The organism is Janibacter sp. CX7, assembly GCF_024362365.1.
GTDB lineage: Bacteria > Actinomycetota > Actinomycetes > Actinomycetales > Dermatophilaceae > Janibacter.
On record NZ_CP101464.1, the window covers coordinates 1,559,958 to 1,572,560 of the forward strand.

Below are 12,603 nucleotides of genomic sequence, written 5' to 3' on the forward strand. Positions count from 1 at the left end.
CGCGCATGCCGACCGCCTGCGAGGGTAGGACCGGTCCACGTGACCACGAGAGGAGCACGCCGTGCCCGAGCGAACACCAGGACCGAGCGTCAAGGACGAAGAGCTCTACGAGGAGCTGCGTGACGACGGGGCGAGCAAGGAGAAGGCGGCGAGGATCGCCAACGCCGCGGCCAACAGCTCACGCTCCGACGTGGGTCGACGCGGCGGTGAGTCCGGGTCGTACGACGACTGGACCGTCGACGAGTTGCGCGATCGCGCCCGAGAGCTCGGGATCGAGGGGCGTTCGTCGATGGACAAGGACGACCTGATCGACGCCTTGCGCCACCACTGACCCGTCCGACCCGGGACATGGCGAAGGGGGCGGACCGCTGGGGTCCGCCCCCTTCGTCCGGCCGAAGCCGGGGGAGTGCTCAGTCCTCGGTGAGGACCGGGTAGACGCCGTTCTCGTCGTGGACCTCACGGCCGGTGACCGGGGGGTTGAAGACGCACGCGCAGTGGATGTCCTCCTCGACGGTCACGGTGTGCTTGTCCGCGTCGTCGAGCATGTACATCACGCCGGGCTCGAGGACGTACTCCTCGCCGGTGTCGCGGTCGAGCAGCGTGCCCTTGCCCTGGTAGACGTACACGGCCTCGACGTGGTTGGCGTACCAGAACTCCGAGGACGTCCCCGCCTTGAGGATCGTGATGTGGAAGCTGAAGCCGACCTTGTCCTTGGCGAGCACCATGCGGCGGCTCTGCCAGTTGCCGTGGGTGACGTCGTACTCGGTGCCGTCGAGGTCGTTGACGTTGAGGACCTTCATGCGGATCTCCTTGTCTCGTGGTGCAGTTCGGGTGGGCGAAGGGGGATCAGGCTGCGGTGCGAGCAGGTGCGCCGAGCACCTCGCGCGCGGCGTCCTCGAGCTGGTCGAGACCGGCCGCCATCTCCTCCTCGGTGATGGTCAGCGCGGGCATGACCTTGACCGCCTCGCTGTCGGGACCGGAGGTCTCGACGAGCAGCTTGCGGGCGAAGGCTGCCTTGGCGATCTTCTCGGCGACCTCGTGGTCGGCGAAGGCGACGCCGGCCAGCAGCCCGCGGCCGCGGACCTCGCTGCCCTCGGCGAGGCCGGCAAGGACCTCGAGCCGCTCACGCAGCTGGGCGGCGCGGTCGGCGATGTTGCGCTGCAGGGCGTCGTCGGTCCAGTAGGTGCGCAGCGCGGTGGTCGCCGTGACGAAGGCCGGGTTGTGACCGCGGAAGGTACCGTTGTGCTCGCCCGGCTCCCAGTCGTCCACCTCGGGCTTCATCAGGGTCAGCGCCATCGGCAGACCGTAGCCGGAGATCGACTTGCTGATCGTGATGATGTCGGGGTCGAGGCCGAAGGGCTCGAAGGAGAAGAAGGTGCCGGTACGGCCGCAGCCGGCCTGCACGTCGTCGATGATGAGCAGCACGCCGTGCTCGCGGCACAGGTCCTGCAGCTCCTTGAGCCACTCGCCGCGGGCGGCGTTGAGCCCGCCCTCGCCCTGGACCGTCTCGACGATGACGGCGGCCGGCAGGTTGTGACCGGAGCCGCTGTCGGCCCAGATCCGCTTGAGCCAGGCGAAGTCGGAGGTCTCGCCGACGATGTAGTCGTCGTAGGGGGCCGACGTCGCGTGGTAGAGCGGGGTGCCCGCGCCGGCCCGCTTGAAGGCATTGCCCGTCACGGCCAGCGAGCCGAGGGTCATGCCGTGGAAGGCATTGGTGAAGGAGACGATCTCCTCGCGGCCGGTGGCCTTGCGGGCCGTCTTCAGCGCCGTCTCGACCGCGTTGGTGCCGGTCGGTCCGGGGAACTGGATCTTGTGGTTCATGCCGCGCGGCTCGAGGATCACCTCGGTGAAGGTCTCGAGGAACTCACGCTTAGCGACGGTGTGCATGTCCATCGAGTGGGTCACGCCGTCCCGGGAGACGTAGTCGACCAGGGCCTGCTTGAGCACGTCGTTGTTGTGCCCGTAGTTGAGCGCGCCGGCGCCGGAGAAGAAGTCGGTGTAGACCTCGCCGTCCTCGGTCGTCTGGTAGACGCCCTTGGCGGTGTCGAAGACGACGGGCCAGTTGCGGCAGTAGCTGCGCACCTCGGACTCGCGCTCGGTGAAGATCTGCGTGGCGGGGTTGGTCATGTGGGGGTCCTTCCTCGAAGGGGGAGTGTGGCGGGGCTGTCGTTGGGGCCGGGTCAGAACGGTCCGATGCGGTGCAGCACCTCCGGGTCGTGCCCTTCGTCGGGGAAGTGGGCCTTCACGAAGAGGTCGGTCTCCTCGTGCTGAGCGTCACGGGTGCGGGCGAAGCGGGCGAAGAGCGCCCGGGAGGCCCCGTTGTCGTCCGTGATCGTGGTCTCGAGCATGGTGACGCCGGGGACGTGCTCGGCGAGGTGGTCGAGCATGCGGCCGGCCAGCCCGTGGCCCCGCTGGTCGGCGTCGACTGCGACCTGCCAGACCATGAGCGTCTCGGGGGAGTCGGGGCGGAGGTAGCCGCTGACGAAGCCGACGACGGCACCGTCGCGCTCGGCGACGACGCTGGTCGCGGCGAAGTCCCGTGCCCACAACAGGTAGGCGTAGGAGCTGTTGAGGTCGAGGGTCTGGCTGTCCCTCGCCACGCGCCACATCGCGCCACCGTCCTGGACGGTCGGCGGGCGCAGCACGAAGGGGGACGGCTCGGTCGTGGGGGTCGTCTCGTCGGGGGCGGTCACCTCGTCGAACATAACGTGACCATTTCCAAGATCAAATCGAGTCCCGTCTCAGGTGGCCAGATCCGTTGCGCCCCAAGGGATCTGGCGTGTTCGTGATCCGGACCACCTCGCCACCGGCGGGTCGGGGGAGTGGCGGTGGTCACCCCCTTCGTCATGGCAGCGAGGCGGCCATGCGCTCGACGGCCGCGGTGATGATCTGCGGCGAGGCGGCGAGGTTGAGCCGGGCCCAGCCCTCGCCGGCGCCGAAGGGGAGGCCGGAGCTCAGGGCGACCCTGGCGTGCCGCTCGAAGTGTCGCGCCGGGTCCTCACCGAGACCGAGCTCGCGGAAGTCCAGCCAGGCGAGATAGGTCGCCTCGACCGGCTGCCACCGCACCAGCGGCAGGTGCTCGCGGAGCAGGTCGGTCAGCAGGCCCCGGTTGGCGTCGAGGTCCGCGACGAGGTCGGCCAGCCATGGGCGGTCCTGCTCGAGGGCGACCCGGTGCAGTCGGACCGCGAGGTGGCTCGTCGTGTAGCCCAGACCCTCCGGCAGCGCCGCGAGGAGGTCCCCGGCGGCGCCGCCGCCGGCGATCCCGGCCGCCTTGACCCCGGCGAGGTTCCACCCCTTCGCCGCGGAGATGACCGACAGCCAGCCTTGCGCCTCGGGGACCGCGAGTGCGGGGGTGAAGCGGGCGCCCGGCAGCACGAGCGGGGCGTGCACCTCGTCGCACGCGACGGAGACGCCGTGGCGATCGGCGACCTCGGCCACGGCCCGTAGCTCGTCGGCCGTGTGGACCACTCCCGTGGGGTTGTGGGGGCTGGCGAGGAGCAGGGCCCCACGGCCGTCGCGGCCGAAGGCCTCGTCGAGGGCGGCGGCGTCGAGCCGACCCTGCGGGCTCAGCGGCACGGTCACGAGGCGGCGGCCGAGCTCGCCGACGATCGCGTGGAAGGGCGGGTAGACCGGCACGGTGACGTAGACCGGGTCGCCGGGCTCGGTCATCGCGCCGACGGCGGCCTTCATGCCGCTCATGACGTCCGCGGCCGGTCGCATCCTCTCGACCGTGACGTCCGCGCCGTGCTCCACGTAGAAGTCGGCCAGGGCTTCGAGATAGGGCCCGTTGACGGGGTATCCGGTGTCCCCGTCACGCGCGATGCGGGCCAGCTCCTCGGCGACGCCGGGCGCGGGCATGACGTCCATCTCGGCGATCCAGAGGGGCAGGACGTCCTCGGGGTACTGGCGCCACTTCAGGCTCGTGCGGCGTCGGCAGGTGGCTTCGTCGAGGGTGAGCAGACGTCGGTCCATGGGACCACTCTGGCACCGCCCCGGCGTGGTGGGCTGTACTGGATCCCGTCCGACATCTACGGTCTCGGGGGCACCCGACCGCGCACGAGAGGAGCAGCGAGTGCGACCTGACGCACCCGACGGCGCACGCCGTCCTGCTCCGGCGCGGATGAGCGAGGAGGACCTCGGCGAGGACGAGGTGGACTACGCCGACGCCTCGGGCGTGGCCCACCCCGCGCGGCGGCGTGACGCCTCGATGACGCTGCTCACGTCGATGCTCGAGCGGCCGCTCGACCCCGGCTACGCAGCTGCCGCGGAGCAGCGACGGGCCGCCGGCCTGCCGGACTCCAGCGGGACGCGCCGGCCCATCCTGCTCGTGTGGCTGCTCATCATCGGCCTGGTCATCGGCGTGAGCACCGCCGCCCTGCGCGACCGCGACGGCACCCGGGCCCAGGCACGTGCCGAGCTGATCCAGCAGATCGAGGACCGGCAGTCCGACGTCGACTCCCGGGACAAGCGAGCCCTGGAGCTGCAGCGCGAGATCGACCGGGCGACCGCCCGCCTCGACCCGGACCTCGTGGGCACCCAGCAGGCCGAGCTCGACGCCCTGCGCGTCGCGAGCGGGCTCGTCGCCGTCGACGGGCCGGGGCTGCGGATCACGCTCGACGACGCACCCGGCGGCGACACCAGCGCCGACGGCAACCCGCGCACGAGCGTGAGCAACGAGGGGCGGGTGCAGTCCAGGGACATGCAGCTGATCACCAACGGCCTGTGGGACGCGGGCGCCGAGGCGATCAGCATCAACGGCCAGCGGCTCACCTCGCGCACCGCGATCCGATTTGCGGGCGAGGCGATCCTCGTCAACTTCCGCCCGCTCACCCGGCCCTACACGATCGAGGCCATCGGTGACTCCACCGACATGCAGACCCGCTTCGCCGAGGGCGCGGCCGGCTCCTACCTCACGGGGCTGAGCAGCAACTACGGCATCCAGACCTCGCTGACGACGCAGGAGGAGCTCCACCTGCCCAGCGCCGTCAACGTCAGCACCCGTGAGGCCACGGTCGTCCCGCAGGGACGGACCGCACCCCGGGTGACCCCACTGAAGAAGGAGACCTCGTGATCCCCGCCCTCGGACTCGTGGCCGGGATCGTGCTCGGCCTCGTCCTGCAGCCCGACGTGCCCGTCTGGCTGCAGCCCTACCTGCCGATCGCGGTCATCGCCGCCCTCGACGCCGTCTTCGGTGCCGTGCGGGCGACGCTCGACGGGATCTTCGACGACAAGGTCTTCGTCGTCAGCTTCCTGTCCAATGTCGTCGTCGCCGCCTTCATCGTCTTCCTGGGCGACCAGCTCGGTGTCGGCTCCCAGCTGTCCACAGGTGTCGTCGTCGTCCTCGGCGTGCGGATCTTCTCCAACGTCGCCTCCATCCGCCGACACCTCTTCAAGGCATGACCAGCACCCCCAGCACTCCCGAGACCCCCGACGAGTCCGAGCCCACGAGCGAGGCGCAGACGGCGAAGGGGGAGCCGCCCGCGTCCGAGGCGACCCCCGAGGTCACGACGCCGAAGGGGGAGCCGCCCACGTCGTCGGCTGCCGCCGCGGCCCCGACCAGTGCGTGGCGCCGGGTCCACCTCATGGCCAGACCACGGGCCACGCGGGCCAACGCCTTCGCGCTCCTGCTGGCGTGCCTGCTCGGCTTCGCGATCGCGACCCAGGTGCGCCAGACGCAGTCGCAGGGCCTCGAGGACCTGCGGCAGGACGAGCTCGTGCGGATCCTCGACGACGTGACGCAGAACGGCAACCGCCTCGACGACGAGATCGCCGAGCTCGAGTCGACCCGTGACGGTCTCGCCACGAGCGAGGGCAACTCGCCGGAGGCGATCGCTGCCGCGCAGGAGCGCGCCGACACGCTCGGGATCCTCGCGGGGACCGAACGTGCCACCGGCCCGGGCATCACCCTGACGATCGAGGACCCCGACGGCGGGGTCGATGCCGCCACCCTCCTCGACACCGTGCAGGAGCTGCGCGATGCGGGGGCCGAGGCGATGCAGGTCGACGACGTGCGCATCGTCGCCAGCACCTGGTTCCGCGACGACGCGGACGGAGTCATCGCCGACGGCGCCTCCCTGGAGCGTCCGTACACCTTCACGGTCATCGGTGACCCGCAGACGATGAGTTCTGCGATGGAGATCCCCGGAGGCGTGTCGGAGTCGGTGCGCAGCAAGGGAGGGGAGGTGACGATCCGCGAGTTCTCGACGATCAACGTCGAGGCATTGCACACCGATTCGTCGCCTCGTTACGCTCAGCCCGTCCCGGAGCCGACCGACGGCTCGAAGTGATCCGGGCTCGACGAGGAGAGAGATGACCGACGCGACCTACCCCGAGGACCTGCGGTACACGAGCGACCACGAGTGGGTTCGTGAGAGCGGAGCGGGCGTCGTCCGCGTCGGCATCACGCACTACGCCCAGGACGCGCTCGGCGACGTGGTCTACGTCAGCCTGCCGGCGGTCGGCGACGCGGTCGAGGCGGGGGGCTCGTGCGGTGAGGTCGAGTCCACGAAGTCGGTGAGCGACCTCTACGCGCCCCTGGCCGGGACCATCACCGCGGTCAACGACGCGCTCGACGCGACCCCCGAGCTGGTCAACTCCGACCCCTACGGCGAGGGCTGGATGTACGAGCTCCAGCTCGCCGACGGCACCGACACCTCGGGCCTGCTCGACGCCGCGGCCTACGCGGCCGAGATCGGCTGACCACACCGCACCACGGTGACCGGCACCGAGTGGTGCCGGTCACGTAGGCTTGACCACGGACACACAGGAGGGAGCGCTGGATGAGCGGCAACGACCACGACCAGCCCGCACGACAGGACCCGGCGACGCAGCAGTTCACCGGGGCGGAGGTGGGCCTGCCGGCCGACGCGCCGGACTCGGACTACCACCTCACCCGCGACGAGCAGGCGACCGTCGACGCGCTCAACCCCGGCACGGCGCTGCTCATCGTGCTGCGGGGGCCCAACACCGGGGCGCGCTTCCTCCTCGACGACGCCGAGGTGACGACCGGGCGCGGCCCGGACAGCGACATCTTCCTCGACGACGTCACGGTCTCGCGCAAGCACGCGGTCTTCGCCCGTGACGGCCAGGGCTACGGCGTGCGCGACGTGGGCTCGCTCAACGGCACCTACGTCAACAAGGAGCGCATCGACCAGGCGACGCTCCGCACGGGCGACGAGGTCCAGATCGGCAAGTTCCGGCTGGTCTACTACGCCAGCTCCGCCAGCTGACGTTGCCCGGCGACCGCATCGGGATCGGCGCCCTGATCGAGCGGCTGGAGGGCGACTTCCCCGACATCTCGATCAGCAAGGTGCGCTACCTCGAGAGCGAGGGGTTGGTCTCTCCGGAGCGGACGGCCTCGGGGTACCGCAAGTACTCCGAGGACGACGTCGACCGGCTGCGCTTCGTGCTGACGGCGCAGCGTGACCGCTTCTGGCCGCTCAAGGTGATCCGTGAGCGGCTCGACGCCCACGACCGTGGCCTCGACGTCGCCGACGACGGGGCGGTCGTCGCCCCGTCGTCCGACGGTGGCGACAGTCAGCCGACCACCACCGGACGGCTGGCACCCGCCGACCGGGGTCGCCCCCTTCGCCTCACGGCCATCGAGCTGCAGCACGCCGCCGACATCGACACCGGGACCTTCCGCGAGCTCGTCGCCTACGGTCTGCTGCCCAAGCAGCGTGACCACTTCGACCGCAGCGACCTCGAGGTCGCCCGGGCCTGCGGGGCGCTCGTGGCGGCCGGGATCGACGTGCGGCACCTGCGCCCCTTCAAGAGCGCGGCCGAGCGCGAGGTCGGTCTGGCCGAGCACGTCCTGGGCCAGCAGGCGCTGCGGGGCCGTGCCGCGGATGCCGTCGGTCTCGACGACGAGACCGTGCGGCGGCAGGTCGTCGAGGACTGCCTCGAGCTGCACCTGGCGCTCGTGCGCCGCGGCCTCGCCGACGGTGCCTGACCGCTCCTCCCGGTGGAGGGATACGGTGTGGGGGTGAAGCCTCTCGACGTCCTCGGTGTCCGGGTGGAGATGCCCACCTCCCAGCCGATCGTGCTCCTGCGCGAGCGCGACGGTGGCCGTCACGTCCCGATCTGGATCGGCGCGGCCGAGGCCACCGCCATCGCCTACGCCCAAGAGGGTGTCGAGCCGCCCCGCCCGTTGACGCACGACCTGCTCGTCGACGTCATCGAGGCCCTCGGCCGGCACCTCGTGACCGTGCGGATCGACGCCGTCGTCGAGGGCGTCTTCCACGCGACCCTCGTGCTCGACGACGACACCGAGATCCCTTCGCGCAGCTCGGACGCGATCGCCCTCGCGCTGCGGACGGCGGCCGAGGTCGTCACCACGGACGCCGTCCTCGACGAGGTCGGCATCGAGTCGTCCGACGAGGAAGAGGACGAGGTGGCGAAGTTCAAGGAGTTCCTCGACGAGGTCTCGCCCGAGGACTTCGAGGCGCCCGACGAGGACCCGCCCGCGACCTGATCGTTACCGACACGCCCCGCCTCCCGCGGCGGGGGTGTTTGACCGTTTGCTGGCACCGCCGTAGCGTCGAAGACATCACCGGAAGCACACCGGTGTCATCTCCGACCGCTCGGGTCGGACCGACGGTGACTCAGGAGGGCGTAGTGGACGCCACCAGCGACGAGGGCAAGACCCCGGTCCGCGCCCAGGGCGTGCTCTTCGACGACGACCTGCCCGAGCTCTCCGAGGACATCGGCTACCGCGGTCCCGCCGCGTGCGCCGCAGCCGGCATCACCTACCGCCAGCTCGACTACTGGGCCCGCACCGGCCTCGTCGAGCCCTCGGTCCGTGGAGCGGCGGGCTCCGGCAGCCAGCGTCTCTACGGCTTCCGCGACATCCTCGTGCTCAAGGTCGTCAAGCGACTGCTCGACACCGGTGTCTCCCTCCAGCAGATCCGCGTCGCCATCACGCACCTGCGTGAGCGCGGCGTCGAGGACCTCGCCCAGATCACCCTGATGAGCGACGGGGCCAGCGTCTACGAGTGCACCTCCGCCGACGAGGTCATCGACCTCGTCCAGGGCGGTCAGGGTGTCTTCGGCATCGCCGTCGGCCGTGTCTGGCGCGAGGTCGAGGGCTCCCTGCTCGAGATCCCGAGCGAGCGCATGGGTGGCGGCGACGCCGCGCCGACCGAGCTCCCCGGTGACGAGCTGTCGGCTCGCCGCCGCGCCAAGCTCGCCTGACGCACCGTACGGGGCCACGGCCGCTGATAGCCTGTGGCCGCTGCTCACCCCACGGGGGAGAGTCCTCGCGCGTCTCGCGCGGGGCGCCGAAGGGGCAAACTCCCCGGAACCTCTCAGGCGCCAGGACCTCGTGGATCAGGCACCTCTGGAGCGCCCTCGCGTGACAGATGGGGAGGCTGGCTTTGTACACCCGCGTCCAAGGGAGCCTCATGAGCGCCTCGTCCCCCCTGTCCGAGTTCGTCGGCCGTCACGTCGGTCCCCGTGAGGGCGACGTCGAGCAGATGCTCGCCACGATCGGGCAGCCCACCCTCGACGCACTGTGCGACGCGGCCGTCCCGGGGGCGATCCGCCAGACCGAGGCCCTGACGATCGAGGCAGCCCCGAGCGAGCTCGCGGTCGTCGAGGAGCTGCGCGCCCTCGCGGCGAAGAACACAGTGCTCACCTCGATGATCGGCCTCGGGTACTACGGCACGGTGACGCCGGCCGTCATCCAGCGCAACGTCCTGGAGAACCCTGCCTGGTACACCGCCTACACGCCCTACCAGCCCGAGATCAGCCAGGGGCGGCTCGAGGCGCTGCTCAACTTCCAGACGATGGTCGCCGACCTCACTGGTCTGCAGACGTCGGGTTCGTCGCTGCTCGACGAGGGCACGGCCGCGGCCGAGGCGATGACCGTGATGCGGCGCTCGAGCAAGGTCGCCAAGGACGCGGTCCTGCTCGTCGACGCCAACACCTTCCCGCAGACCCGGGCGGTCATCGACACCCGCGCGGTGCCGCTCGGCATCGACGTCGTCGTCGCCGACCTCACGGGGGTCACCTCGGCCGAGGCGCTGCGCGAGGCGGCCGGTGGCCGTGACGTCTTCGGCGTGCTCGTCCAGTACCCCGGTGCCGACGGCATCATCAGCGACTGGCGTGCCCTGACGGACGCGGCCCACGAGGTGGGTGCCCTCGTCACCGCCGCGGCCGACCTGCTCGCGCTCACGCTGCTCACCGCGCCGGGGGAGTGGGGCGCCGACGTGGCCGTCGGGACGACCCAGCGCTTCGGTGTCCCGATGTCCTTCGGTGGCCCGCACGCCGGCTACATGGCGGTGCGCGCCGGGCTGGAGCGCACGCTCCCCGGCCGGCTCGTCGGCGTCTCCGTCGACTCCGCCGGTCGCCCGGCCTACCGTCTGGCGCTCCAGACGCGCGAGCAGCACATCCGTCGTGACAAGGCGACGAGCAACATCTGCACCGCGCAGGTGCTCCTCGCCGTGATGGCTTCGATGTACGCGGTCTACCACGGCCCCGACGGCCTGCGGGCGATCGCCGAGCGAGTCCACGGCACCGCGGTCGCCCTCGCCGAGCGGCTGCGCGCCGCGGGCGTCGAGGTGGCCGAGGGCCCGTGGTTCGACACCCTGCGCGTGCGCGTGCCCGGGGGAGCTGCCGCCGCGGCCGCGGCCGCCGTCACCGCCGGGGTCAACATCTGGCAGCACGACGAGAGCACGGTCCTCGTCTCCGTCGACGAGACGACCGATGCGAGCGAGATCGCGGCCGTCGCGGGTGCGCTGGGCGCTGCCACGGAGGTCGCTGACGTCGAGACCGCGCGCATCTCCCCGAGCTGGCCGCAGGAGCTGGTGCGCACGAGCGACTACCTCACTCACCCGGTCTTCCACTCGCACCGCAGCGAGACCGCGATGCTGCGCTACCTGCGACGGCTTTCCGACCGCGACTTCGCGCTCGACCGAGGCATGATTCCCCTCGGCTCCTGCACGATGAAGCTCAACGCGACCACCGAGATGGTCGCCATCACGTGGCCGGAGTTCGCGGGGCTGCACCCCTTCGCACCCGATGACCAGACCGTCGGCATCCGTGAGCTCGTGGGTCAGCTGAGCGGCTGGCTGAGCGAGGTCACCGGCTACCACTCGGTCTCGCTCCAGCCCAATGCCGGGTCGCAGGGGGAACTGGCCGGGCTGCTGGCGATCCGTGCCTTCCACGCGGCCAACGGCCAGTCCGAGCGGCACATCTGCCTCATCCCCGCCAGCGCCCACGGCACCAACGCGGCCTCCGCCGTCATGGCGGGCATGAAGGTCGTCGTGGTCAAGACCGCCGAGGGTGGTGACATCGACATGGACGATCTGCGGGCCAAGGTCGAGCAGCACCGTGACGACCTCGCGGCGATCATGGTGACCTACCCGAGCACCCACGGTGTCTACGAGGACACCATCAGCGAGCTGTGCTCCCTCGTCCACGACGCGGGTGGCCAGGTCTACGTCGACGGCGCCAACCTCAACGCGCTCGTCGGGCTCGCCCAGCCGGGCCGCTTCGGTGCTGACGTCAGCCACCTCAACCTGCACAAGACCTTCTGCATCCCGCACGGTGGCGGTGGCCCGGGCGTGGGGCCGGTGGCCGTGCGCGAGCACCTGGCTCCCTACCTGCCCAACCACCCGCTCGCCGAGGCAGCGGGACCGGCGACCGGCGTGGGCCCGATCAGCGCCGCTCCCTATGGCTCGGCCGGCATCCTGCCGATCTCGTGGGCCTACGTCCGACTCATGGGTGGGGCGGGTCTGGCTCGGGCGACGCAGGTGGCGGTACTCAACGCCAACTACGTCGCGCGTCGTCTCGGCAGCCACTTCCCGGTCCTCTACAGCGGCCCCGGCGGGGTCGTGGCCCACGAGTGCATCCTCGACCTGCGTGGCCTGACCAAGGACACCGGCGTGACCGTCGACGACGTCGCCAAGCGCCTCATCGACTACGGCTTCCACGCCCCGACGATGAGCTTCCCGGTCGCCGGGACCCTGATGGTCGAGCCCACGGAGTCCGAGGACAAGGGCGAGCTCGACCGCTTCTGCGACGCGATGATCGCCATCCGCGAGGAGATCGACCAGGTCGGCGACGTCGAGTCCTCCGTCCTGCGCAATGCCCCGCACACCGCGGCGGAGCTCGCAGGGGAGTGGCCGCACGACTACGACCGCGCCACCGCCGTCTTCCCCGTCGGGGTCGACGCAGCCGACAAGTACTGGCCGCCGGTCTCGCGGATCGACGGCGCCTTCGGCGACCGCAACCTCGTCTGCTCCTGCCCCTCGCCCGAGGCCTTCGAGGACTGAGCCACCGGGGCACCCCCGAACCACGGGTGACCCGACGAGCCCCGGCGTCGCACGCATCTCGTGCGAAGCCGGGGCTCGCTGCTGTACTGGACGGCGGAGGGCGGGGACGAACGGCACTGGTCCCCGCCCACGGGGACGAACGGCACTGACGACCCACGCCTCGGGCCGACATCCTGCGCTCGATCCACCGCCCCCGCCGCTGAACCCTGCAAAACCCTAGGGTCTTGCAGGGTTGGGGCTGGTTCCGCCCAACGGCCGCACGACCATAGGGAATTCGAAGGGGGAGGGGCGGTCGTCAATGCGGCGAGACCAACGGGACTGGTCCCCG

Annotated in this window: 14 protein-coding genes and 1 riboswitch; of the genes, 10 read left to right on the top strand and 4 right to left on the bottom strand. The window is 71.1% G+C overall.

What is annotated here, in order from left to right:
* Positions 1-61 precede the first annotated feature (61 nt).
* Positions 62-331 carry a Rho termination factor N-terminal domain-containing protein gene (locus NMQ01_RS07625; RefSeq protein ID WP_255186248.1) on the top strand — a complete coding sequence of 90 codons (270 nt, stop codon included), beginning with the start codon at positions 62-64 and terminating at the stop codon, positions 329-331.
* Positions 332-410: 79 nt separating this feature from the next.
* Here NMQ01_RS07625 and NMQ01_RS07630 read toward each other — a convergent pair whose 3' ends face one another.
* The 4 genes from NMQ01_RS07630 to NMQ01_RS07645 all read right to left on the bottom strand — a co-directional run bounded on the left by NMQ01_RS07630 (position 411) and on the right by NMQ01_RS07645 (position 3,972).
* Positions 411-800 carry an ectoine synthase gene (locus NMQ01_RS07630; RefSeq protein ID WP_072624544.1) on the bottom strand — a complete coding sequence of 130 codons (390 nt, stop codon included), beginning with the start codon at positions 798-800 and terminating at the stop codon, positions 411-413.
* A gap of 46 nt (positions 801-846) precedes the next feature.
* Entirely contained in the window at positions 847-2,127 is a 1,281-nt protein-coding gene (gene ectB, locus NMQ01_RS07635) for a diaminobutyrate--2-oxoglutarate transaminase (protein ID WP_255186249.1), read from the bottom strand.
* A 53-nt stretch (positions 2,128-2,180) separates the two neighbouring features.
* The gene (gene ectA / locus NMQ01_RS07640) at positions 2,181-2,705 is read right to left on the bottom strand and encodes a diaminobutyrate acetyltransferase (RefSeq protein WP_255186250.1); all 525 of its coding nucleotides are present in this window, start codon (positions 2,703-2,705) and stop codon (positions 2,181-2,183) included.
* A gap of 139 nt (positions 2,706-2,844) precedes the next feature.
* Entirely contained in the window at positions 2,845-3,972 is a 1,128-nt protein-coding gene (locus NMQ01_RS07645; protein WP_255186251.1) for a MalY/PatB family protein, read from the bottom strand.
* A 100-nt stretch (positions 3,973-4,072) separates the two neighbouring features.
* Between NMQ01_RS07645 and NMQ01_RS07650 the strand changes: the two genes are divergently transcribed.
* From NMQ01_RS07650 to gcvP, 9 genes are all read left to right on the top strand, one after another.
* Positions 4,073-5,071: a DUF881 domain-containing protein gene (locus tag NMQ01_RS07650; protein ID WP_255186252.1), complete on the top strand. Its 999-nt coding sequence runs from the start codon at positions 4,073-4,075 to the stop codon at positions 5,069-5,071.
* Complete coding sequence (locus tag NMQ01_RS07655) at positions 5,068-5,400, top strand: small basic family protein (RefSeq protein WP_130629221.1); 333 nt, start codon at positions 5,068-5,070, stop codon at positions 5,398-5,400. Before NMQ01_RS07650 ends, NMQ01_RS07655 begins: the two co-directional genes overlap by 4 nt.
* On the top strand, positions 5,397-6,287 hold the full coding sequence (locus tag NMQ01_RS07660; RefSeq protein ID WP_255186253.1) for a DUF881 domain-containing protein: 891 nt from the start codon (positions 5,397-5,399) through the stop codon (positions 6,285-6,287). The genes NMQ01_RS07655 and NMQ01_RS07660 overlap by 4 nt, the downstream gene beginning before the upstream one ends.
* 22 nt (positions 6,288-6,309) lie before the next feature.
* Positions 6,310-6,699 (top strand): glycine cleavage system protein GcvH, encoded by a 390-nt coding sequence (gene gcvH, locus NMQ01_RS07665; RefSeq protein ID WP_255186254.1) that lies wholly within the window; start codon positions 6,310-6,312, stop codon positions 6,697-6,699.
* Positions 6,700-6,779: 80 nt separating this feature from the next.
* A complete protein-coding gene (locus tag NMQ01_RS07670; protein ID WP_255186255.1) occupies positions 6,780-7,229 on the top strand; it encodes an FHA domain-containing protein in 450 nt (149 codons plus the stop codon).
* Positions 7,230-7,231: 2 nt separating this feature from the next.
* Positions 7,232-7,951, top strand: a complete 720-nt coding sequence (locus NMQ01_RS07675) for a MerR family transcriptional regulator (protein ID WP_255186256.1) — start codon at positions 7,232-7,234, stop codon at positions 7,949-7,951.
* 33 nt (positions 7,952-7,984) lie between these two features.
* On the top strand, positions 7,985-8,473 hold the full coding sequence (locus NMQ01_RS07680) for a bifunctional nuclease family protein (RefSeq protein WP_255186257.1): 489 nt from the start codon (positions 7,985-7,987) through the stop codon (positions 8,471-8,473).
* A 143-nt stretch (positions 8,474-8,616) separates the two neighbouring features.
* Positions 8,617-9,192 carry a MerR family transcriptional regulator gene (locus NMQ01_RS07685; RefSeq protein WP_303708361.1) on the top strand — a complete coding sequence of 192 codons (576 nt, stop codon included), beginning with the start codon at positions 8,617-8,619 and terminating at the stop codon, positions 9,190-9,192.
* 44 nt (positions 9,193-9,236) lie between these two features.
* Positions 9,237-9,331: riboswitch (glycine riboswitch) on the top strand.
* A gap of 70 nt (positions 9,332-9,401) precedes the next feature.
* Positions 9,402-12,275, top strand: coding sequence for an aminomethyl-transferring glycine dehydrogenase (gene gcvP / locus NMQ01_RS07690; protein WP_255186258.1), 2,874 nt, complete (start codon positions 9,402-9,404; stop codon positions 12,273-12,275).
* The last annotated feature ends 328 nt before the right edge of the window (positions 12,276-12,603 follow it).

Excerpts from the sequence above, each read along its gene's own strand:
- NMQ01_RS07630 (WP_072624544.1), bottom strand. The coding sequence starts at position 800 with ATGAAGGTCCTCAACGTCAACGACCTCGACGGCACCGAGTACGACGTC.
- ectB (WP_255186249.1), bottom strand. The coding sequence starts at position 2,127 with ATGACCAACCCCGCCACGCAGATCTTCACCGAGCGCGAGTCCGAGGTG.
- ectA (WP_255186250.1), bottom strand. The coding sequence starts at position 2,705 with ATGTTCGACGAGGTGACCGCCCCCGACGAGACGACCCCCACGACCGAG.
- NMQ01_RS07645 (WP_255186251.1), bottom strand. The coding sequence starts at position 3,972 with ATGGACCGACGTCTGCTCACCCTCGACGAAGCCACCTGCCGACGCCGC.
- NMQ01_RS07660 (WP_255186253.1), top strand. The coding sequence starts at position 5,397 with ATGACCAGCACCCCCAGCACTCCCGAGACCCCCGACGAGTCCGAGCCC.
- gcvH (WP_255186254.1), top strand. The coding sequence starts at position 6,310 with ATGACCGACGCGACCTACCCCGAGGACCTGCGGTACACGAGCGACCAC.
- NMQ01_RS07670 (WP_255186255.1), top strand. The coding sequence starts at position 6,780 with ATGAGCGGCAACGACCACGACCAGCCCGCACGACAGGACCCGGCGACG.
- gcvP (WP_255186258.1), top strand. The coding sequence starts at position 9,402 with ATGAGCGCCTCGTCCCCCCTGTCCGAGTTCGTCGGCCGTCACGTCGGT.